General features: G+C 67.4%; 18 protein-coding genes. 11 read left to right on the top strand and 7 right to left on the bottom strand.

Annotation, left to right across the window (positions count from 1 at the left end):
• The first annotated feature begins 5 nt into the window (after positions 1-5).
• The 4 genes from dnaK (at position 6) to KVS69_RS14885 (ending at position 5,354) form a co-directional block, all read left to right on the top strand.
• A complete protein-coding gene (gene dnaK / locus KVS69_RS14900) occupies positions 6-1,940 on the top strand; it encodes a molecular chaperone DnaK (protein ID WP_068851160.1) in 1,935 nt (644 codons plus the stop codon).
• A 160-nt stretch (positions 1,941-2,100) separates the two neighbouring features.
• Positions 2,101-3,228, top strand: a complete 1,128-nt coding sequence (gene dnaJ, locus KVS69_RS14895; RefSeq protein ID WP_068851162.1) for a molecular chaperone DnaJ — start codon at positions 2,101-2,103, stop codon at positions 3,226-3,228.
• Positions 3,229-3,336: 108 nt separating this feature from the next.
• Positions 3,337-4,245, top strand: a complete 909-nt coding sequence (pdxY, locus tag KVS69_RS14890) for a pyridoxal kinase (RefSeq protein WP_217538729.1) — start codon at positions 3,337-3,339, stop codon at positions 4,243-4,245.
• A complete protein-coding gene (locus KVS69_RS14885; RefSeq protein ID WP_217538727.1) occupies positions 4,242-5,354 on the top strand; it encodes a prephenate dehydrogenase in 1,113 nt (370 codons plus the stop codon). The genes pdxY and KVS69_RS14885 overlap by 4 nt, the downstream gene beginning before the upstream one ends.
• 116 nt (positions 5,355-5,470) lie before the next feature.
• Here KVS69_RS14885 and KVS69_RS14880 read toward each other — a convergent pair whose 3' ends face one another.
• From KVS69_RS14880 to KVS69_RS14860, 5 genes are all read right to left on the bottom strand, one after another.
• Positions 5,471-5,659 carry a hypothetical protein gene (locus tag KVS69_RS14880; RefSeq protein ID WP_093534349.1) on the bottom strand — a complete coding sequence of 63 codons (189 nt, stop codon included), beginning with the start codon at positions 5,657-5,659 and terminating at the stop codon, positions 5,471-5,473.
• A 68-nt stretch (positions 5,660-5,727) separates the two neighbouring features.
• Positions 5,728-7,494 carry an ABC transporter transmembrane domain-containing protein gene (locus tag KVS69_RS14875; RefSeq protein WP_068851174.1) on the bottom strand — a complete coding sequence of 589 codons (1,767 nt, stop codon included), beginning with the start codon at positions 7,492-7,494 and terminating at the stop codon, positions 5,728-5,730.
• The gene (locus tag KVS69_RS14870) at positions 7,487-8,095 is read right to left on the bottom strand and encodes a YigZ family protein (RefSeq protein WP_184123965.1); all 609 of its coding nucleotides are present in this window, start codon (positions 8,093-8,095) and stop codon (positions 7,487-7,489) included. Before KVS69_RS14870 ends, KVS69_RS14875 begins: the two co-directional genes overlap by 8 nt.
• Before the next feature lie 10 nt (positions 8,096-8,105).
• Entirely contained in the window at positions 8,106-9,038 is a 933-nt protein-coding gene (locus KVS69_RS14865; protein WP_217538726.1) for a hypothetical protein, read from the bottom strand.
• The gene (locus KVS69_RS14860) at positions 9,035-9,589 is read right to left on the bottom strand and encodes an RNA polymerase sigma factor (protein ID WP_068851180.1); all 555 of its coding nucleotides are present in this window, start codon (positions 9,587-9,589) and stop codon (positions 9,035-9,037) included. Before KVS69_RS14860 ends, KVS69_RS14865 begins: the two co-directional genes overlap by 4 nt.
• Before the next feature lie 205 nt (positions 9,590-9,794).
• Here KVS69_RS14860 and KVS69_RS14855 point away from each other — a divergent pair, with 205 nt between their 5' ends.
• Complete coding sequence (locus KVS69_RS14855) at positions 9,795-12,680, top strand: EAL domain-containing protein (RefSeq protein ID WP_217538725.1); 2,886 nt, start codon at positions 9,795-9,797, stop codon at positions 12,678-12,680.
• Here KVS69_RS14855 and KVS69_RS14850 read toward each other — a convergent pair.
• Positions 12,670-13,269, bottom strand: a complete 600-nt coding sequence (locus tag KVS69_RS14850; protein ID WP_217538724.1) for a TIGR00730 family Rossman fold protein — start codon at positions 13,267-13,269, stop codon at positions 12,670-12,672. The genes KVS69_RS14855 and KVS69_RS14850 overlap by 11 nt on opposite strands.
• Before the next feature lie 41 nt (positions 13,270-13,310).
• On the bottom strand, positions 13,311-14,807 hold the full coding sequence (locus KVS69_RS14845) for an aminotransferase class III-fold pyridoxal phosphate-dependent enzyme (RefSeq protein ID WP_217538723.1): 1,497 nt from the start codon (positions 14,805-14,807) through the stop codon (positions 13,311-13,313).
• Between the two features lie 248 nt (positions 14,808-15,055).
• On the opposite strand from KVS69_RS14845, the gene queA reads away from it, so the two are divergent.
• From queA to fabV, 6 genes are all read left to right on the top strand, one after another.
• Positions 15,056-16,087: a tRNA preQ1(34) S-adenosylmethionine ribosyltransferase-isomerase QueA gene (gene queA / locus KVS69_RS14840; RefSeq protein ID WP_099047392.1), complete on the top strand. Its 1,032-nt coding sequence runs from the start codon at positions 15,056-15,058 to the stop codon at positions 16,085-16,087.
• A 58-nt stretch (positions 16,088-16,145) separates the two neighbouring features.
• Positions 16,146-17,276 carry a tRNA guanosine(34) transglycosylase Tgt gene (tgt, locus tag KVS69_RS14835; RefSeq protein WP_217538722.1) on the top strand — a complete coding sequence of 377 codons (1,131 nt, stop codon included), beginning with the start codon at positions 16,146-16,148 and terminating at the stop codon, positions 17,274-17,276.
• Positions 17,277-17,429: 153 nt separating this feature from the next.
• Positions 17,430-17,774 carry a preprotein translocase subunit YajC gene (gene yajC, locus KVS69_RS14830; protein ID WP_068851197.1) on the top strand — a complete coding sequence of 115 codons (345 nt, stop codon included), beginning with the start codon at positions 17,430-17,432 and terminating at the stop codon, positions 17,772-17,774.
• 61 nt (positions 17,775-17,835) lie between these two features.
• Complete coding sequence (secD, locus tag KVS69_RS14825) at positions 17,836-19,692, top strand: protein translocase subunit SecD (RefSeq protein WP_068851200.1); 1,857 nt, start codon at positions 17,836-17,838, stop codon at positions 19,690-19,692.
• A gap of 16 nt (positions 19,693-19,708) precedes the next feature.
• On the top strand, positions 19,709-20,689 hold the full coding sequence (gene secF, locus KVS69_RS14820) for a protein translocase subunit SecF (protein WP_068851203.1): 981 nt from the start codon (positions 19,709-19,711) through the stop codon (positions 20,687-20,689).
• Positions 20,690-20,861: 172 nt separating this feature from the next.
• A complete protein-coding gene (fabV, locus tag KVS69_RS14815) occupies positions 20,862-22,118 on the top strand; it encodes an enoyl-ACP reductase FabV (RefSeq protein WP_217538721.1) in 1,257 nt (418 codons plus the stop codon).
• Positions 22,119-22,306 lie beyond the last annotated feature (188 nt).

The raw sequence follows: 22,306 nt of genomic DNA, 5'->3' as shown, positions 1-22,306 counted from the left end.
CCCTCATGGGCAAGATCATTGGTATCGACCTCGGCACCACCAACTCGTGTGTGGCGATCATGGACGGCGGCAAGGCCCGCGTCATCGAAAACGCGGAAGGCGACCGCACCACGCCGTCCATCGTCGCCTACACCAAGGATGGCGAAGTGCTGGTCGGCGCCTCGGCCAAGCGCCAGGCCGTCACCAACCCGAAGAACACCTTCTACGCCGTCAAGCGCCTGATCGGCCGCAAGTTCACCGACGCTGAAGTCCAGAAGGACATCGCGCACGTGCCTTACGGCATCCTGGCCCACGACAACGGCGACGCCTGGGTGCAGACCAGCGATGCCAAGAAGATGGCGCCGCAGGAAATCTCCGCCCGCGTGCTGGAGAAGATGAAGAAGACCGCCGAAGCGTTCCTGGGTGAGACCGTCACCGAGGCCGTGATCACCGTGCCGGCCTACTTCAATGACAGCCAGCGCCAGGCGACCAAGGACGCCGGCCGCATCGCGGGCCTGGAAGTCAAGCGCATCATCAACGAGCCGACCGCTGCTGCCCTGGCCTATGGCCTGGACAAGGGTGACGGCAAGGACCGCAAGATCGTGGTGTACGACCTGGGCGGCGGCACCTTCGACGTGTCGATCATCGAAATCGCCAACGTCGACGGTGAGAAGCAGTTCGAAGTGCTGGCCACCAACGGCGACACCTTCCTGGGCGGCGAAGACTTCGACAACCGCGTCATCGAATACCTGGTGGACGAGTTCAACAAGGACCAAGGCATCGACCTGCGCAAGGATCCGCTCGCCCTGCAGCGCCTGAAGGATGCTGCCGAGCGCGCCAAGATCGAGCTGTCGACCAGCCAGCAGACCGAAGTGAACCTGCCGTACGTCACCGCCGATGCCTCCGGTCCGAAGCACCTGAACATCAAGCTGACCCGCGCCAAGCTGGAAGCGCTGGTGGAAGACCTGATCAAGAAGTCGATCGAGCCGTGCCGCATCGCCCTGAACGATGCCGGCCTGCGTTCGAGCGACATCAGCGAAGTGATCCTGGTCGGCGGCCAGACCCGCATGCCGAAGGTGCAGCAGGCCGTGACCGAGTTCTTCGGCAAGGAACCGCGCAAGGACGTCAACCCGGACGAAGCCGTGGCACTGGGTGCCGCGATCCAGGGCGGCGTGCTTGGCGGCGACGTCAAGGACGTGCTGCTGCTGGACGTGACCCCGCTGTCGCTGGGCATCGAAACCATGGGCGGTGTGTTCACCAAGATCATCGAAAAGAACACCACCATCCCGACCAAGGCCTCGCAGGTGTTCTCCACCGCCGAGGACAACCAGTCGGCCGTGACCGTGCACGTGCTGCAGGGTGAGCGCGAACAGGCCCGCTACAACAAGTCGCTGGCCAAGTTCGACCTCTCCGGCATCGAGCCGGCCCCGCGCGGCCTGCCGCAGGTGGAAGTGTCCTTCGACATCGACGCCAACGGCATCCTGCACGTGTCGGCCAAGGACAAGAAGACCAACAAGGAACAGAAGGTCGAGATCAAGGCCGGTTCGGGTCTGTCCGAGGACGAGATCGCGCGCATGGTCGCCGACGCGGAAGCCAACCGCGAAGAAGACAAGAAGTTCCACGAGCTGGTCCAGGCCCGCAACCAGGCCGACGCGCTGATCCACGGTACCCGTACCGCGATCAACGAACACGGCAGCAAGGTCGGTGGCGATGTCATCGGCAAGGTCGAATCGGCCCTGGCCGACCTGGAAACCGCGATGAAGGGTGACGACAAGGCCCAGATCGAAGCCAAGTCGAAGGTGCTGGAAGAAGCCGGCCAGTCGCTGTTCGCTGCGTCGGCCGCGGCCGAGCAGGGCGGTGCCGCACCGGGTGCCGATGCCGGCGCCGGCAACAATGGCGGCGCGCACGACGATGTGGTCGACGCCGAGTTCACCGAAGTCAAGGACGACAAGAAGTCCTGATCCGGACACGACGCGGGACGTTGCGCAGGCAACGTCCCGTTGTCATTCCACTGGGTCCTGACCGCCGTACCCCGGTGTGCCGGGGCGCCCGACGAAAGAGCGGACCTGGTTCCGCTCTTCCGCTTTGACGAATCCCGACTTCCGGATACTGATTCACACCATGAGCAAGCGCGATTACTACGAAGTGCTGGGTGTTACCCGCACGGCGACCGAAGAAGAACTGAAGAAGGCCTATCGCCGTTGCGCGATGAAGCACCACCCTGACCGCAACCCCGGCGACAGCGCCGCCGAAGCGGCCTTCAAGGAGTGCAAGGAAGCCTACGAAACCCTGTCCGATGCCAACAAGCGTCGCATGTACGATGCACACGGCCACGCGGCCTTCGAGCACGGCATGGGCGGTGGCGGCGGCCCGGGTGGCCCGGACATGGGCGACATCTTCGGCGACATCTTCGGCAACATCTTTGGCGGTGCCGGCGGCGGTCCGCGCCAGGCCCGTCGCGGTGCCGACATCGGCTACGTGATGGAGCTGGACCTGGAAGAAGCGGTGCGTGGCATCGAGCGCCGCATCGAGATTCCGACCCTGGCCGAGTGCGACGACTGCCACGGCAGCGGTTCGGACGATGGCAAGGTCGAAACCTGCAGCGTGTGCCGTGGGCAGGGCCAGGTGCGCATCCAGCGTGGCATCTTCGCCATGCAGCAGGCCTGCCATAACTGCAATGGCCGCGGCCAGATCATCCAGAACCCCTGCAAGACCTGCCACGGCAATGGCCGGGTAGAGGAAGACAAGGTGTTGTCGGTCAAGGTGCCTGCGGGCGTCGACACCGGCGACCGCATCCGCCTGGCGGGCGAGGGCGAGGCCGGTCCGGCCGGCACGCCGCCGGGCGACCTGTACGTGGAAGTGCGGGTGCGCGAGCACGCCATCTTCCAGCGCGATGGCGACGACCTGCACTGCGAAGTGCCGATCCGCATTTCGCAGGCCGCGCTGGGCGACACCGTGCGCGTGGCCACCCTGGGCGGCTATGCGGAAATCCGCATCCCGGCCGAAACCCAGACCGGCAAGCTGTTCCGCCTGCGCGGCAAGGGCGTGCGTTCGGTGCGCAGCCGCAGCGAAGGCGACCTGTACTGCCGCGTGGTGGTGGAAACCCCGGTCAACCTGACCGCCGAGCAGCGCAAGCTGCTGGAACAGTTCGAAACCACCTTCACCGGCGAAGAAGCGCGCAAGCACTCGCCGAAGTCGGCGACCTTCATCGATGGTGTGAAGGGCTTCTGGGATCGCATGACCTCGTAAGTGGTTGGTTCCATCGGTAACGAAAACGCCGGGCACGTCCCGGCTTTTTTGTGCCTGCGATTCAGCGGGCAGGTACCGGCCGTTGGTCGGTACGCTCTAAAATGGGCCATGAACGATACCCTCGAAAGCCATCTGGTCCATGGGCGCCGCCAGCGCCCGGACGGTCCGTCGCCGGTCGACGTCATCTCGGTCCAGTCGCAGCTGGTCTATGGCCACGCCGGCAACAGCGCGGCGGTGCCGCCGCTGCGTGCGCTGGGCGTGCGCGTGGCCGAAGTGCCGACCACGTTGCTGAGCAATGCGCCGTTCTATCCGACCACGCGCGGCCGCGTGCTGCCGGCCGACTGGTTCGCCGACCTGCTGTTGGGCGCCAGCGAGCGCGGCCTGCCGGCGCGCGCGAAGATGCTGGTGTCCGGTTACTTCGGCAGCGTCGGCAATGGCGCGGCGTTCGCCGACTGGCTGGACACGGTGCTGCCGGCGTCGCCGCAGCTGCGCTACTGCCTGGACCCGGTGATCGGCGATACCCACACCGGTCCTTACGTGGAGCCGGGCCTGGAAACCATCTTCGCCGAGCGCCTGCTGCCGCATGCCTGGCTGGTCACCCCGAACGCGTTCGAGCTGGGCCGGCTGACCGGCATGCCCAGCCTGGCCGAGGTCGATGCGATTGCCGCCGCGCAGGCGCTGCTGGCACGCGGGCCGGAATGGGTGCTGGCGCACAGCGTCGGCGGCGACCCGGGTGAGCTGGTCACGCTGGCGGTCAGCCGCGATGCGATCTGGCGCTGGTCCTCGCCGCACCTGCCGGTGGACGTGGCCGGCACCGGCGACGTGCTGATGTCGCTGCTGGTGGCGTTCCTGCTGCGCGGTGAGCGCTTCGAGCAGGCGCTGTCGCGGTCGATCTCGGGCGTACACGCCGCGCTGGAGGCCACCCTGGCCAACGACCACGAAGAATTCGACGTGCTGGCCGCCGCACCGGCCGCGCTGGCGCAGCCGCACCGCTTCCGCGCCGAGCGGCTGGCGTGAGCCTGCGCCCGGTTGTCGGCATCGTCGGCAGCGCCGGCGCGTATGGGCGCTGGCTGCGCACGTTCCTTGAGCAGCGCCTGGGGCTGGAAGTGATCGGGCATGATCCGGCCGATCCGCAGTCGGACGATCCGGAAACACTGCTGGATCGCGCGGACGTGCTGGTGTTCTCCGCGCCGATCCGGCACACGCCCGCCTTGATTGCCGATTACGTGAGGCGTTCGGCCGGCCGCGAAGCCGGTCGCCTGTGGCTGGATGTGACCTCGGTGAAGAGCGAGCCGGTGGCTGCGATGCTGGCCTCACGGGCCGAGGTGGTCGGGCTGCACCCGATGACCGCACCGCCCAAGGCACCCACGCTGAAAGGCAGGGTGATGGTGGTGTGCGAAGCGCGCTTGTCGCAGTGGCAGCCGTGGGTAAGCGGGCTGTGCGCGGCGCTGGAAGCCGAATGCGTGCGCGCCACGCCCGAACACCACGACCAGGTGATGGCGCTGGTGCAGGCCATGGTGCATGCCACCCACCTGGCCCAGGCAGGGGTGCTGCGCGAATACGCGCCGCTGCTCGGGTCGCTGTCGGAACTGATGCCGTACCGGTCGGCTTCATTTGAACTCGATACCGCGATCATCGCGCGCATCCTCTCACTCAACCCCGTCATCTACGAAGACATCCAGTTCGGCAACCCGCATGTGGCGCCGATGCTGGACCGCCTGCTGGGCCAGTTGCAGGCCCTGCGCAGCCAGGTGGAGCAGGGCGATGATGCCGCGCGCGCCGCGTTCCGTGAGCAGCTGCTGCAGGAGAACCGCGAGCATCAGGGAAAGGCGTTGCTGCAGGCAGGCAATTACACCTTCGAACGCGTGGGCTACCTGCTGGCCGACCTGACCGAGCGCAACGCGATCAGCGTGCACCTGCCGGAAGATCGCCCCGGTTCATTGCGTGAGCTACTGCATGTGTTCGAACGGCATGGGGTCAGCCTGGCCTCCATCCACTCCTCGCGCACGCCAGGCGGCGAGGTACATTTCCGGATGGGATTCGTGGCTGGCAGTGACCTGGATGCGCTGCAGCGGGCGGCGGTGGAAATCGACGCCAGCGGCATCGGGCGGGTGCTGCCGCGCTGACAGCCTGTCGCATTCATCCACAGGGGGTGTGGATGAAATGCGGACAAGCATGTGGATAACCGTGCGCAGCCCCCGTGGGGCAACGCTGTCAAGATGGGTGGCGAATAATTGACCAGTCAGATGGTCAGGGTGAGCTCGCCACCGCTGGTCCGGAACACCCGACCCTCACGCACCAGGTGACGGCCATCGGCCAATTCGTAACGGACGTGCGGGTCGGCAGCGGTATCGCCGGCCTCGTCCTTGAATTCGATGACCACATGGTCTTCGCCATTGGCATCGATCGCGGGAAACTGACGGAACGACATCAAACACCTCCTGCAGCAGGTTCGTGGGGCGCTGCCACCATGCAACCTGCCGCGTTATCGATGCGTCATCAATCGATGAACTGCAGCTTGGCCAGTTCAGCGTACAGTCCACCTTCGGCCAGCAGCTCGGCGTGGGTGCCCTGCGCCACGATCCGCCCGTGGTCCATGACCACGATGCGGTCGGCCTTGAGCACCGTGGCCAGCCGGTGCGCGATCACCAGCGTGGTGCGCCCCGCCATCAGGCGCTCCAGCGCCTGCTGCACCGCACGCTCGCTTTGCGCGTCCAGCGCGCTGGTGGCCTCGTCCAGCAACAGGATCGGCGCGTCCTTGAGCAGCGCACGCGCGATCGCGATGCGCTGCTGCTGGCCGCCGGACAGGCGCGCACCGCGCTCGCCCAGCTCGCTCAGGTAGCCATCGGGCAGCGCCTGCAGGAACTCATCGGCTTCGGCGGCTTCCGCGGCACGCTGCACTTCCTCGTTGCTGGCTTCCAGCCGGCCGTAGCGGATGTTCTCCAGCGCGCTGCTGGCAAACAGCGTGGGCTGCTGCGGCACCAGTGCCATCTGTGCGCGCAGCTGCGCCGGATCGACCCGGCGCACGTCCACGCCATCCACCAGCACGCTGCCGGCCGCAGGATCATGGAAGCGCAGCAGCATCGACAACACCGTGCTCTTGCCAGCGCCCGAGGGCCCGACCAGCGCCACGGTTTCACCCGGGCGCACGTGCAGGTCGAAATGGGCCAGTGCCGCGGTGTCCGGCCGCTGCGGGTAGTGGAAGACCACGTCCTGGAAGCGGATCTCGCCACGCAGCGGGGTGGGCAGCGGCAGCGGGTCGGTCGGTGCGGTGATTTCGATGTCTTCGTGCAGCAGCTCGGCGATGCGCCCCATGCCGCCGGACGCGCGCTGCAGTTCATTCCATACTTCGGCCAGCGCACCGACCGAGCCACCGCCGATCAGCGCGTACAGTACGAACTGGCCCAGGGTGCCGGCCGTCATCCGGCCGTCGTTGACGTCATGCGCACCCAGCCACAGCACGCCCACGATGGCACCGAACACCAGCACGATGGCGGTGGCCGTCACCAGCGACTGCGCGCCGATGCGGCGCCGCGCGGCGCGGATCGATTCGGCCAGTGCTTCATTGAAACGGTTGCGTTCATACGGTTCGCGCGCGTGCGCCTGCACCGTGCGCACCGCGCCCAGTGTTTCGGCGGCCAGGCTGTTGGCATCGGCGATGCGGTCCTGGCTGGCGCGCGAAATGCCGCGCACGCGCCGCGCCCCGATGACGATCGGCAGCACCGCGAGCGGAATGCCGACCAGCGACCATGCGGCCAGGCGCGGGCTGGTCACGAACAGCATCACTAGGCTGCCGACCACGGTGACGCTACTGCGCAGGGCGACCGACATGGTGGAACCAATCACGCTGCGCAGCAGCTCGCTGTCGGCGGTCAGCCGCGAGACCAGCTCGCCGCTGCGGCTGCGGTCGTGGAAGCCGGCGCCCAGTGAGATCAGGTGCGCATACAGGCGGCTGCGCAGGTCGGCCACCACCTTCTCGCCCAGCAGCGAAACGAAGAAGAAGCGCGCGGCCGTGGCCAGCCCCAGCACCACCGCCACCAGCAACAGCAGGGCGAACGCGCGGTTGATCTGCCCGTTGCCGCTGAACCCGTGGTCGATCATCAGCTTCACCGCCGGGGGCAGGCTCAGCGTGGCGGTGGAAGAGACGGCAAGCGCCACCAGCCAGGCCGAGAACAGCCCACCGTGCCGGCGCACGAACGGCCACAGCGTGCCCAGGCTGCCAAGGCGGCGCAGCGCCGGTTCCGGTGCGGAAGAGGGTTCAGTCATGGACAAGGCCTGGTTCGGTGCGCGGATGCACGCGGATACGATCACGGGTGGCGTCGCGCAGGCGGGTTTTCAACGGGTCGGCCTGATCGGCGGGAAGGCGGACGTGCAGTTCCACGCCCGAGGCGGTGAACGTTTCGTCCAGTTTTTCGGCCAGGTGCGCTGCCAGGGCGGCATGCAACGCGCCCAGATCCTCGAACGCGGCCTGCACGGTCAACTCGGCCAACGCCACCAGCGGCAGCCGTGGCGCGGTGCGCAGGCACTCGGCGGCAGTGCCGCCATACGCCCGCACCAACCCGCCCGCGCCCAGCTTGATGCCGCCGTACCAGCGGATCACCACCACCATGACGCGATCAAAGCCCTGGCCGTCGATCGCCGCCAGGATCGGGCGGCCGGCGGTGCCGGCCGGTTCCCCGTCGTCGCTGGAACGGTACTCGTTGCCGTGCCGGTAGGCCCAGCAGTTGTGCGTGGCGTCGGGCACCGCGACCTGCTGCAGGAACGCCAGTGCGTCTTCGGCAGAGCCGATCGGCGCGGCATGCGCGACGAAACGGCTGTGTTTGATTTCCAGGCTGTGGTTGACGGCGGTGGCGAGTGTATCGGGCATCCCCGCCATTCTAGTGGGGGTCGAGCAGCTCGCGCAGATCCTCGGGAATACGCGCTTCCGGATACTGCTGCAGGTAACGCTCCAGGCTGGCCCGCGCGGTATCCAGGTCGCGGTCGTCGCGGCGCTCGCGGATGCGCTTGATCCACTGCCGGCGGGGCAACGCTGCGTCGGCATCCACCGCCACGGTGATCGCGCTGGCCGACAGCGGGCTGTGCCCCGGCGCCGCAGCGGGGGTCGGTGCAGCGCGCCGCATGACACCCGGGGCGCCCTTGGCCTGCGCACGTTCACGTGATTCGTCGACGCGGCTGCTGGTCACCACCACGCGGTCGAGTGCGGAGGCTTGATCGGCCTGCACGCTGGCATCGGGCGGACTGGGCGCTGCCATCGGCGCCGCCATGGGAGCCGGCGGCGCGGGCGCCTCGGCCCGAAGCGCAACCGGCGGTGCGGGCGGAGGCGGCGGCAAGGGCGCTGGCACGGCGTTCGGCGCTGGCGCGGCGCGCGCGGCCCGTGGTTTCGCCGCGGCAGCGGGCGGTGCCGGCTCGGCACTCACCGGCGCGGCGGCTTCAGCCGTGGCTGCGGCAGCGGCGTCTGCACCGGCAGCTGCCGGGTCACCGGAAGGCGCATCCGCAGCAGCTTGCGCAGCCGCGGGTACCGGGGCAGCGGGCGGCGGCGCCTCGGGTTTGAGCTGCCAGGCGATGCCCACCGCGAACACCAACGATGCCGCCAGGCCGAACACCGCAGGCAGGCGCGAGCGCGGGCGGGTGGCGCTGCGCATCGGGGCGGCGGCCGCGGCGGCATCCGCGGCGGCGGCGGGGCGCACCGCCGCGCGGGCGGCGGCCAGCACCGCCTCGTCCACGGCCGCAGGCGGCGCCGTCGGCGCAGGGCGACCGAGCAGGCGGGCCAGCTCGCGTTCTTCCGGCGTCAGTGGATCAGGGCGGTTCATGGGCTCAACTCCGCGCGCAGCTTGTCCATCGCGTAGCGCAGCCGCGATTTGACCGTTTCACGGCCGACACCGGTGATCTGCGCGATCTCCTCCAGGCTCAGTTCCTGCTCCAGCCGCAGCTGCAGCACCGTTCGCTGGTCATCGGGCAGCTGCTCCATGGCCAGCTGCAGCCGGCGCCGCTGTTCGAAATCAGAGAGCTGGCTCTCCGGGGTGCGGGTGTCGCTCATCCGCGCCACACGCTCCTCGGCATCGCCGGGCGCCGTGGGGCGATGGCGTGACGCCCGCCAATGATCATTGAGCCGATTATGGGCAATGCGGAACAGCCAGGTGGTGAAGGCCGCTTCGGGCTGCCAGCCGGCACGCGCCGCGATCACCCGCTGCCACACGTCCTGGAACATTTCGTCGGCCAGCGCCGCATCGCGCAGCTGGCGCAGCAGGAAGCTGTACAGGCGGTTGCGGTGGCGGGCGTACAAGGCCTCGAACGCAGGCAGGTCGCCGCCGGCCCAGGCCAGCATCAGCGATTCATCGGTTGGCAGGGCAGCGGCATCCACGGCGCACAGAGTAAGCGCTGAATGGGCCTGCGCATAGCGGCGCGGAGCGGGGGCTGCAGCGGAAATCACAAGGGTGGACCCGGGCGGAAGACACAGCGAACAACGGCCCAGGGCAGGCAATGGGGTCAAGGGCTTCCATTGCCCCCCGGGGAGCGCGTTATGCTCGGGGTACAGGGGAGGTGCCGGTTCTCCGGTGCCAGAAGAGATGAACATGTTGTCCAGCCAGGTAGTGACGACCTCGGGGCATCCGGACCGTGGCGCGGTGGTGTCCACCGCGCTTGCGCGGACGCTGTGCGCGTTGCTGCCCGAGGGGGCGCAGCTCACCTTGGGCTGGTCCGACGCCGCGCTGGGCGAGGGCTGCATCAGCCACCCGCCGTCGGCCCAACCGGAGCACGCGCTGCTGGAAGCGCTGCTGGGCACGCCGCCAGCGCCGGACACCGCTGCGCTGTACCGCTGGCAGCACCAGGGCGGCGAGCTCGCCCTCCGCGTGGCGCTGCCCGACGGCGCCGCGCCGCATGGCGCCTGGTGGGCGGCGGCCCGCACCGGCCTGCAGGACGCCCTGGCGCTGGCCCGGCAACGTGAGCAGATCCGTTCGCTGGAAACGTCAAAGCGGTTGCAGCAGGCGCTGTACGAGATCGCCGACCTGGCCGGTGCCGATCTGGAAATGGCCGAGATGCTGCGGCACTTCCATCGCGTGCTCAATACCCTGATGTACGCGCAGAACTGCTACATCGTCGAGTACGACGACGTACGCCGCCGGATCCGCTTCCTGTATTTCGCCGACCAGCGCGACAGCTTCGTGGCCGATCCCGATCGCAGCTACGAAGAACACGAAATGCCGCGCAGCCTGACCTTCGCGCTGCTGCGCCATGGGCAGCCGCTGAGCGGGCCGTCCAATGAACTGCTGGCGGCGATGAGCGACGAATACGACCCCAGCCGCGGGCCGGAGAGCCTGGACTGGCTCGGCGTGCCGATGCTGCGCGAGGGTCGCGTGTGCGGTGCGATCGTGGTGCAGAGCTACGAACACCGGGTGCGCTACAACGAAGCCGACCGCACGCTGCTGGGCTACGTGGCCCAGCACATCCTCACCGCGATGGACCGGCGCCAGGCGCAGGTGCAGCTGGAGCGCCAGGTGGAGCGACGCACGCTGGAACTGCAGCGGGCCAACCACAGCCTGCAGGACGAGGTGATCGAACGCCGCCGCGCCGAGAAGCTGCAGCTGGCCTTGTTCAACATCGCCGAGATGGCGATGAGCGCTGAAAGCCTGGCCCAGTTCTACGTGCAGGTGCATGGGGTGGTGGGCACGCTGCTCGATGCGCGAAATTTCTACATCGCCCTGGTCGATGAATCCGGCGAAGGCCTGGAGTTCGTCTACTCGGTGGACGAGTACAACCCGGCGCGTGCGCCACGACCGTTCAGCAAGGGCCTTACCGAATACATCGTGCGCAACCGGCAGCCGCTGCTGGCCTCGCGCGAGCACATCGATGCACTGCGCGCGTCGGGCACGGTGAACGAGTTCGGTGCACGTTCGCACTGCTGGCTGGGGGTGCCGCTGCTGAGCGATGACGACGTGGTCGGCGTGATCGTGGTGCAGAGCTATTCGCCGGAGATCAGCTTCACCGCCCACGACCAGCGCCTGCTCACCTTCGTGGCCCAGAACATCGGCAACGGGCTGGCCCGCCAGCGCGACCAGGAGCGCCTGCGCAACGCGCATGCCGAGCTGGAGAAACGGGTGGAGGAACGCACCCGCGAGCTGGCCGACGTCAACGGCAAGCTGCTGGGCCAGATCGGCGAGCGCCTGCGCGCCGAACAGCGGCTCACCCACCAGGCGCTGCATGACGCGCTGACCGGGTTGCCGAACCGCGCGCACCTGCTGGACCGGCTGGAAGATGCCATTGCCCGCGCACGTTCGCGCGACGGCTTGCGCTTTGCCGTGCTGTTCCTGGACCTGGACCGATTCAAGCTGGTCAACGACAGCATCGGCCACGCCGCCGGCGACCAGATGCTGGTGGAAGTGGCCAAGCGCATCGTCTCGATGGTGGGAAGCGATGACGTGGTCGCGCGGCTGGGCGGCGACGAATTCGCGATCCTGCTCGAATGCGAACAGGGGCTGGCCTCGGCGCGCGAGTTCTCGCAGCGGATGCTCATGGCCCTGGAAGAATCGATGTGGGTGCAGGGCCGCGAGCTGTTCCCCTCCGGCAGCCTGGGCATCGCGATGTGGAGCCCACGCTACCGCAACGGCGAGGAAATGGTGCGCGACGCCGATGCGGCGATGTACCGGGCCAAGGCCCAGGGCAAGGACCGCTTCGCGGTGTTCGACGAAGCCATGCGCGAAGAGGCGCTGCGCAGCCTTGACCTGGAAGCGGACCTGCGCCGGGCGATCAACAACCGCGATTTCCTGCCGTATTACCAGCCGATCGTGCGCCTGGCCGACGGCCAGGTGGTGGGCTATGAAGCACTGTTGCGCTGGCGCCACGAACGGCGCGGGCTGCTGCTGCCCAGCGCGTTCCTGGACCTGGGCGAGGAAAGCGGGCTGATCGAGCAGGTCGACTGGCTGCTCTACGAAGACGTGATTGGCCAGCTCGCACGTGGGGGCGAGGGCTACCTGTCGGTGAACGTGTCGCCGCGGCATTTCCGTTCGGCCGATTTCAGCTCACGCCTGTTCGGCCTGATCGAAGCGGCGGGTGCCGACCCGCGCCGGTTGCGGCTGGAAATCACCGAGGTGGCGCTGCTGGACGACGGTCCGCGCACCCTGCGGATCCTGCAGACGCTGCGCGAACGCGGCGTGCTGGTGCAGCTGGATGATTTCGGCACCGGCTTCTCGGCGCTGTCCTACCTGCACCGCTTCCCGATCTCCACGCTCAAGATCGACCAGAGCTTCATCGCCGGCCTGCATGGGCAGGACCTGCAGAGCACCTACGCGCTGGTGCAGGGCGTGCTGTCGCTGGCGCGCACGCTGGGCATCGAAACCGTGGGCGAGGGCATCGAGAACATGGCCCAGCGGCAGACCCTGCTGCAGCTGGGCTGTGACTACGGCCAGGGCTACCTGCTGGGTCGCCCCGCGCCGATGGATACCTTCGTTACGGGTTGATCAGCGCGGTACGGCGCTTCTCGTCGATCCACTTCGAGGCCTGCGCCGGCTCATAGGCGCGCATCCAGTCCAGCATGGCGTCGATGTCCGAGCCGTACCACAGGTCCGCGCGCTGGTCCGGGTGCAGGAAGCGCTCTTCGACCATGCGGTCGATCATGCCGATCAGGGGCGCGTAGAAGCCATCCACGTCCAGGAAGGCGCACGGCTTGTTGCCGATGCCGAGCTGGCGCCAGGTGAGCATCTCGAAGATTTCTTCCATGGTGCCGAAGCCGCCGGGCAGGGCCACGAACGCGTCGGACAGCTCGAACATGCGCGACTTGCGCTCATGCATGGAGCCGACGATTTCCAGCTCGGTCAGGCCGCGGTGGGCTACTTCCCAGTCCGCCAGCTGCTGCGGGATCACCCCGGTGACTTCTCCGCCGCCGGCCAGCACCGCATTGGCGACGGTGCCCATCAGGCCGACGTTGCCGCCGCCGTAGACCAGGCGCAGGCCATCGCGGGTGATGCGGTCGCCCAGTGCGATGGCACGTTCGGTGTAGATGGGCTTGCTGCCGGCGTTGGAGCCGCAGTAGACACAGATGGATTTCATGGGGAGGTTTCCACTGGAAACCTCCCATTCTCGCACGGGCGTCAGGCGGCCTGCGATTGTTCCCGGCGCGGGCCCTCTTTCAGCGCGCGGCCGACCAGGTTCACGAGCAGGTCCAGTTCGTCGCTGTCCATCCCGAAATGCGGGGTGAAGCGCAGCGAGTTCTCGCCGCCATGGATCACGTTGATGCCATGGTTGCGCAGCCATTCCTCGGTGGAATGGGTGCCGTAGCACTTGAACTGCGGGGCCAGCTCGCAGGAGAACAGCAGGCCCGTGCCCTGCACCTTGGTGATCAGCCCGCCCAGCTCGGCCTTGAGCTGCTCCAGCTTGCGCACGGCCTCTTCGCCGCGCTGGCGGATGTTGTCGCGCACCTGCGGGGTCAGCAACGACAGCGTCGCGCAGGCCACGTCCAGCGCACGCGGGTTGCTGGTCATCGTGTTGCCATAGATGCCCTTGCGGTACAGCTGCGCGGCATGCTCGGTCACCGCCAGCACCGACAGCGGGAACTGCGCGGCGTTCAGGGCCTTGGAATAGGTCTCCATGTCCGGCACGTCCAGGCCCTCGAAGCCGGGGTAATCCACGATCGACAGCACGCCGTGCGCGCGCAGGCCGGCCTGGATCGAATCCAGCAGCAGCAGGCTGCCGTGCTGGCGGGTCAGTTCACGCGCCAGCGCATAGAACGACGGCGGCACCGCACGGCCCGGGTCGCCTTCGCCCATCACCGGTTCCAGGAAGATCGCTTCGATGAACCAGTGGTTCTGCTCGGCCTCGGCGAAGACCCGCTTCAGGGCCTCCTCGTCGTACGGCGCGATCGCGATCACCGTGTCCTCGCCGCGGTAGCTGGCCAGGTGCTGCAGGTAGGTCCTGCGGCTGGAATCGGAGTACAGGCCGGGGCGGTCGGTACGGCCGTGGAAGCTGCCCTTGACCACCACCCGCTTGATCTTCGCGCCGGCGTGGCGCGCACCCGGGTCGGTCTGCAGCTTGGCGTTGACATCGGCGATGCGCGCGGCCAGGCCGACCGCTTCGGAGCCGGAGTTCAGGCACATGAACCGCGCATACGGGCAGCCGCCACGGCGGTGTCCGATCTCGGCGCGCAGCGCCTTGATGAAGCGCTGCTGCGACAGGCTCGGCGTCATCACGTTGGCCATGACCTGCGGGGCGGCCATCGCCTCCAGTACCGCCTCCGGGGTATGCCCGAAGCCGAGCATGCCGTAGCCGCCGGCGTCGTACAGCACCGCACCCTTGAGGGTCACCACCCAGGCGCCGCGGGCGGCGAGGGCGACGTACGGGGTCACGGCGTCATCGGCGTAGAAATTGACGAAGCCGTCCTGCATCGCATCGATCTGGGCACGCTCATCCAGCGCCAGCACCTCCTCCAGGTCGGCGCGGACGCGCTCGAATTCGGCGGCGGCGGCGTCAACGGCTGCCACCAGCTGCGGGTGGCCGGCAGCCAGGCGTTCAAGGGTGGCGTCATCCAGGCCGGTGGTGAGGCGGGTGCCGGGCTGGGCGCGAAGGGGGGCAAGGCGTTCGATGAAGCTCATTGCAGATCTCCTGAAACGATTGGCGGCATGGCGCAAATGCAAAACGCGCGACCGGGGGCGCGCGCCTGGGGCAATGCGGCTCATGCATCAGACTTCCGGTTCGATGCTATCACGCGGTTTTTCGCGCGATAACCCCGCAAAAAACTGTTGCAAAGCAGCATTTTGCGCGACGTTCAACGCTTCTGGCGCTGCCACCGGGGGCCAGTCGTACAATGCCCGACATTGTCTACACGTTGCCGTGCGCTCCCTTGAAGAAGTCCGACTTCCATTACGACCTTCCCGCTGAACTGATCGCCCAGGCCCCGCTCGCCGAGCGCTCGGCCAGCCGCCTGATGGTGGTGCCGCAGGCGCCGGCCGCGTTCGAACACCGCCAGGTGCGCGACCTGCCGTCGCTGCTGCAGGCCGGCGACCTGCTGGTCTTCAACGATACCCGGGTGATCCCGGCCCGCCTGTTCGGCCAGAAGGCCAGCGGAGGCCGGGTGGAAATCCTGATCGAACGCCTGCTGGGCGGGCAGCAGGCCCGTGCCCAGGTAGGCGCCAGCAAATCGCCGAAGCCAGGCAGCCGGATCGCGCTCGATGCCGGCGGCGAGGCCGAGGTGCTGGGCCGCGATGGCGAATTCTACGTGCTGCGGTTCCACGTGCCCGAGCCGCTGGAACAGTGGCTGCTCCACGCGGGGAGGCTGCCATTGCCGCCCTACATCCAGCGCGAGCCGGGGCTGGACGACCGCGAGCGCTACCAGACCGTGTTCGCGCGCGAAGTGGGCGCGGTGGCCGCACCGACGGCCGGCCTGCACTTCGATGAAGGCCTGCTGGCCGCGCTGGCCGCGCAGGGCGTGGGCTTCGGCCATGTGACCCTGCATGTGGGCGCGGGTACCTTCCAGCCGGTCCGTGCCGACGACCTCAAGGACCACGTGATGCACCGCGAGTGGCTGAACGTGGGGCCCGAACTGGTCCAGCAGGTACGCCGCACGCGCGCCGCCGGTGGCCGGGTGATCGGCGTGGGTACCACCGTGGTGCGCGCGCTGGAAAGCGCCATGCGCGACGGCGAGCTGCTGCCGTATGCCGGCGAAACCCAGATCTTCATCACCCCGGGCTACCGGATCCGCAGCGTGGACGCGATGGTCACCAACTTCCACCTGCCCGAAAGCACGCTGCTGATGATGATTTCCGCCTTCGCCGGGCAGGCGCGGGTGTTCGAGGCCTACCGCGCCGCGATCGAGGAAAAGTACCGCTTCTTCAGCTATGGCGACGCCATGTTGTTGTTCCCGCAGGCGGATTGAGCGCGTCGGCGGCGGTTTTCGGCGATAATCGGCAATTATTTGCCCGAATGCCCGCTCCATGTCCCGACTCCAGTTCCAGCTCCAGACCACCGACGGGCGCGCCCGCCGTGGCCGCCTGACCTTCCCGCGCGGGACGGTGGAAACCCCGGCCTTCATGCCGGTGGGTACCTATGGGACGGTCAAGGGCATCCTGCCGGAGCAGATCCGCGCCCTGGGCGCCGAGATCATCCTGGGCAACACCTTCCATCTGTACCTGCGCCCGGGCCTGGACGTGATCGCCGACCACGGCGGCCTGCACGGCTTCGCGCGCTGGAACGGGCCGATCCTGACCGATTCCGGTGGTTTCCAGGTGTTTTCGCTGGCGCATCGCCGCAAGATCACCGAACAGGGCGTCACCTTCGCCTCGCCGACCGACGGTGCCCGGGTGTTCCTGGGCCCGGAAGAGAGCATGAAGATCCAGAAGGTGCTCGATTCGGACATCGTGATGATCTTCGACGAGTGCACCCCGTACCCGGCCACCGAGCCGGTGGCGCGCACCTCGATGGAGCTGAGCCTGCGCTGGGCCCAGCGCAGCCGCAACGCGCACGACGAATTGGGCAATGACGCGGCGCTGTTCGGCATCGTCCAGGGCGGGGTCCACCACGACCTGCGCAGCCGCTCGGCCGAAGGTCTGCAGCAGATCGGCTTCGACGGCTACGCCATCGGTGGCCTGGCCGTGGGCGAGCCCGAGCACGAGCGCAACGCGATGCTCGACCACATGCACCCGATCCTGCCCGCCGACCGCCCGCGTTACCTGATGGGCGTGGGCCGGCCGGAAGACCTGGTCGAAGGCGTCGCCCGCGGCGTGGACATGTTCGATTGCGTGATGCCGACCCGCAACGCACGCAACGGCCACTATTTCACCTCGTTCGGCACCGTGCGCATCCGCAACGCCCGCTATGAGCGCGACATGGACACCATCGAGCCGGGCTGCGGCTGCCATGCCTGCACCAGTGGCTACACCCGCTCGTACCTGCGCCACCTGGACCGCTGCAACGAAATGCTGGCGCCGATGCTGGGCACCCTCCACAACCTGTATTACTACGAGAAGCTGATGGCCGACATGCGCGCGGCCATCGCGGCGGGAACCTTCGAGGTCTTCCGCGAGTCCTTCTATGCGGCCCGGGGCATGGCCACGCCGCCGCTGTAAGCGGCCGGCCCGGCCCCGATCCGGCGCGCGGACCCTGCCAAACGGCCCAAGGACGAACTCCCGGGGCCGTGGCATACTTCGCGGCTGACCCCTGTTTCGCGGCGACACCCGACCCCATAAGGGGTAGGGCGCCTCCCAACCCAAGGACACACCATGAACCTGATCGCCTTCCTGATTCCCGCCGCCCACGCCCAAGCCGCTGGTGGCCAGCCGCAGGGCATGGGCCTGACCACGCTGCTGTTCCCGATCATCCTGATCGCGATCATGTACTTCCTGATGATCCGCCCGCAGATGAAGCGCCAGAAGGAACACAAGGCGATGCTGGAGAAGATCAAGATCGGCGACGAAGTGCTGACCAACGGCGGCATCGCCGGCACCGTCAAGGCCATCGGCGACAACTTCGTCACCATCGAAGTGTCCGACAACGTGAACATCCGCGTGCAGAAGGGCGCCGTGGGCAACGTGCTGCCGACCGGCACCCTGAAGTCGGCCAACTAAGCCACTCCCTTTCCGAAGCACAACCGCGGCGCCGGGACTGGCGCCGCGCAGGAACCTGGCAATGCTTGAATTTCCACGCTGGAAGTACGTCGTCATCCTGATCGTACTGGCGCTCAGCGCGCTGTACGCGCTGCCCAACATCTACCAGAAGGACCCCGCCGTCCAGATCACCGCCAACCGTGGCGGCCAGGTCGATGACGCCCTTCGCACCCGCGTGCTGGCCGACCTGAAGCAGGCCGGGATCAACACCATCGGCGCGGACAAGGAAGGCGAGAGCCTGATCGTGCGCCTGCCGGACCTGCAGGCGCAGGCGGCGGCCAGCGCCAGGCTGCGCGACAGCGTCGGCGAGAACTACACGGTGGCCCTGAACCTGGCCTCGACCGTGCCGGACTGGCTGCAGCGCCTGGGCGGTCGCCCGATGGTGCTGGGCCTGGACCTGCAGGGTGGCGTGCACTTCGTGCTGCAGGTGGACCAGAAGGCGGCCATCGACAAGCGCATGGATGCCTACGCCGAAGACGTGCGCGGCACGCTGCGCGAAGCGCGCGTTCCGTTCCAGTCGGTGGAGCGCCGCCCGGACAATTCGATCGTCGCCACGCTGAGCCCGTCGACCGACGATGCCGCCGCCGAGCGTGCACGGCTGGCGCTGGTAAAGGCACAGCCCACTCTCGGTTATGACGTGTCCGGCAAGCGCCTGACGGTGACCGTGCCGGACGCCGAGCTGAGCCAGATCACCAACGGTGCGATCGAGCAGAACATCAACACGCTGCGCAACCGCGTGAACCAGCTGGGCGTGGCCGAACCGATCATCCAGCGCCAGGGTGCCGACCGCGTGGTCGTGCAGCTGCCGGGCGTGCAGGACACCGCCGAAGCCAAGCGCATGATCGGCGCGACCGCAACGCTCGAATACCGCGCGGTGGTCGATGGCAACGCGCAGGACGCCATCGACACCGGCCGCATTCCGCCTGAAGCCAAGGTCTACAAGCGTCGCGACAGCGGCGTCCCGATCCTGCTGAACAAGCGCGTGATCGTGACCGGTGACCAGATGGTGGCCGCGCAGGCGGTCAACGACGCCACCACCGGCACCCCGTCGGTGAGCGTGACGCTCAACAGCGTCGGCGGCCAGCGCATGTTCGATTTCACCAGTGCCAATGTCGGCAAGCCGATGGCGGTGGTGTACACCGAGCGCGTGCCGACCGTGACCATGGTTGATGGCAAGGAAGTGCGCAGCTTCCGCGTCAACGAGGAAGTGATCTCGGTGGCCAACATCAACGGCGTGTTCGGCAAGAACTTCCAGACCACCGGCCTGGAGAAGAAGGAATCGGAAGAACTCGCCAAGCTGCTGAAGTCCGGCTCGCTTGCCGCGCCGATGGACTTCGTGGAAGAGCGCGTGGTCGGCCCGAGCCTGGGTGCGGAGAACGTGGAGCGCGGCATCACCGCGGTGGTCTACGCCTTCATGTTCACCCTGGTCTTCTTCACCATCTACTACCGCATGTTCGGCCTGATCACCTCGGTGGCGATGCTGTTCAACCTGCTGATCGTGGTGGCGGTGATGTCGCTGTTCGGTGCCACCATGACCCTGCCGGGCTTCGCCGGCCTGGCGTTGTCGGTGGGCCTGTCGGTCGACGCCAACGTGCTGATCAACGAGCGCATCCGCGAGGAACTGCGTGCGGGCATGCCGGGCAAGACCGCGATCGTGACCGGTTATGAACGCGCCAGCGGCACCATCCTCGACGCCAACCTGACCGGCCTGATCGTCGGTGTGGCGCTGTTCGCCTTCGGCACCGGTCCGCTGAAGGGCTTCGCCCTGACGATGATCATCGGTATCTTCGCCTCGATGTTCACCGCGATCACCGTATCGCGCGCACTTGCGACGCTGATCTACGGCCGTCGCAAGAAGCTCCAGAACGTGGCCATCTGACGGGACGACACGCACAATGAAACTGTTTCCGCTGCACATCCTCCCGAACGACACCAAGATCGACTTCATGCGTTGGCGACATGTCGCCATGGCAGTCACGATCGCGTTGTTCCTGGCCTCGGTTGCCATCATCGGCATCAAGGGCTTCACCTTCGCACTGGACTTCACCGGTGGCACCCTGATCGAAGCGCGCTTCGATCGCCAGATGGACGTCGAGGAGGTCCGCTCGCGCCTGGAAGCCAATGGCTTCGAGGGCACCCAGGTGCAGAGCTTCGGTGGCAACACCGACGTGCTGATCCGCCTGGCCCCGCACGGCGAACACGCACCGGGTACCGGTGCGGCCAGCGCCGAAGACAAGGCCACCGGCGACGCGGTCCTCAAGGCGATCACCACCAGCGAGAACCCGGCCACGATCCTGCGCAACGAGTTCGTGGGCCCGCAGATCGGCAAGGACCTGGCGTTGAACGGTCTGTACGCGACGATCTTCATGCTGGCCGGCTTCCTGATCTACATCGGCTTCCGCTTCGAATGGAAGTTCGCGGTCACTGCCAGCATCGTGGCCCTGTTCGACCTGCTGGTGACGCTGGCCTACATGTCGCTGATGGGCCGCGAGTTCGACCTGAACCTGCTGGCCGGCCTGTTGTCGGTGATGGGCTTTGCGATCAACGACATCATCGTGGTCTTCGACCGTGTCCGCGAAAACTTCCGCAGCCTGCGTGCCGACCCGCTGGAAGTGCTGAACCGCTCGATCAACCAGACGCTGTCGCGTACGGTGATCACCGCGGTGATGTTCTTCCTGTCGGCACTCGCCCTGTACATGTACGGCGGCGCCTCGCTGGAAGGCCTGGCCGAAACCCACATGGTGGGTGCGGTGATCGTGGTGCTGTCCTCGATCCTGGTGGCCGTGCCGATGCTGACCATCGGCTTCCTGCGCGTGAGCAAGCAGGACCTGCTGCCCAAGGCCAAGGACGTCGAAGCCCTGGAACGCCGGCCGTAACGGTTGCCGGCCCAGGCCGGCAACTCCGGTGGCACCTGAAGAAACCGCGCGCTGCGCGGTTTTTTCATGTCCACCGTACCGGTGCGTCGGTTGTGCTGTCTGGCCGTGCGCACTACGATTCCCGGGTTGCGTGCGGCCGTTCCCGAGGCCCACCATTCCCATCGAGGTCATCATGGTCATCAAACCGCGTGTGCGCGGCTTCATCTGCGTCACCACCCATCCGGTCGGCTGCGACGCAGCCGTCAAGCAGCAGATCGATTACATCCAGGCCCAGCCGAAGGTGCCGAACGGTCCCAAGCGGGTGCTGGTGCTGGGTGCGTCCACCGGTTATGGCCTGGCCGCGCGCATCACCGCCGCGTTCGGCAGCGGTGCGGCCACGCTGGGCGTGTTCTTCGAGCGTCCGGGCACCGAAACCAAGCCGGGCACGGCAGGCTGGTACAACTCGGCCGCGTTCCAGAAGTACGCCGAGCAGGCGGGCCTGTACGCGCGCAGCGTGAACGGCGATGCGTTCTCGGACGAGGTCAAGGCCAAGGTCATCGAGCTGATCAAGCAGGACCTGGGCCAGGTCGACCAGGTGGTGTACAGCCTGGCGGCGCCGCGCCGCAAGCACCCGAAGACCGGCGAAGTGATCAGTTCCACGCTCAAGCCGATCGGCGCGCCAATCACGCTGCGCGGGCTGGATACGGACAAGGAAGTGATCACCGAAACCACGATCGAGCCGGCCACGCCGGAAGAGATCGCCGGCACGGTGGCGGTGATGGGCGGCGAAGACTGGCAGATGTGGATCGACGCGCTGCTGGAAGCCGGCGTACTGGCCGACGGCGCCACCACCACGGCCTTCACCTACGTGGGCGAAGAGATCACCCAGGCGATCTACTGGAACGGTTCGATCGGTGCGGCCAAGAAGGACCTGGACCAGAAGGTGCAGGGCATCCGCGCCAAGCTGGCGCCGATCAACGGCGACGCGCGCGTGTCGGTGCTCAAGGCGGTGGTGACCCAGGCCAGCTCGGCGATCCCGACCATGCCGTTGTACCTGTCGCTGCTGTTCAAGGTGATGAAGGAGCGCGGCACGCACGAGGGCTGCATCGAGCAGCTCGACACGCTGTACGACATCATCTACGGCGGCAAGGAAAGCGGCGCGGCGGTCGAGCGCCTGCGCCACCAGCTGCTGGCCGATGGCCGCACGGTGGAGCTGGTCGACGAAGCCGGACGCCTGCGTGCGGACTACAAGGAAATGGCGCCGGACGTGCAGGCCGAAGTGGTGGCGCTGTGGCCGCAGGTCACCAACGAGAACCTGTACGAGATCAGCGACCTGGCCGGCTACAAGGCCGACTTCCTGCGCCTGTTCGGGTTCGGCGTGGACGGCGTGGATTACGAAGCGGACGTCGCTACCGATGTGGCCATTCCGAATCTGGTTGATCTGACCTGAGTCTGTTCTGCTGAAAGCTGAAAAGCGAAATGCCGCCCGGTCTGGGCGGCATTTTCGTTTTTGGGTTGGCGCTTAGAGCAGCGTCTTGATCCCTGCGAGTGGGTCGGCTGGCGGGCAGCCCCCTACGGGACACGCCGTAAACCCATCCTTGGGGGCTTGGCAAAAACATCCATGTTTTTGACAGTCCC

The sequence above is a fragment of the Stenotrophomonas sp. GbtcB23 genome, assembly GCF_019091045.1.
GTDB lineage: Bacteria > Pseudomonadota > Gammaproteobacteria > Xanthomonadales > Xanthomonadaceae > Stenotrophomonas > Stenotrophomonas rhizophila_A.
The sequence above is the reverse complement of the archived record's forward strand: the minus strand, read 5'-3'. Positions and strand labels throughout refer to the sequence as shown.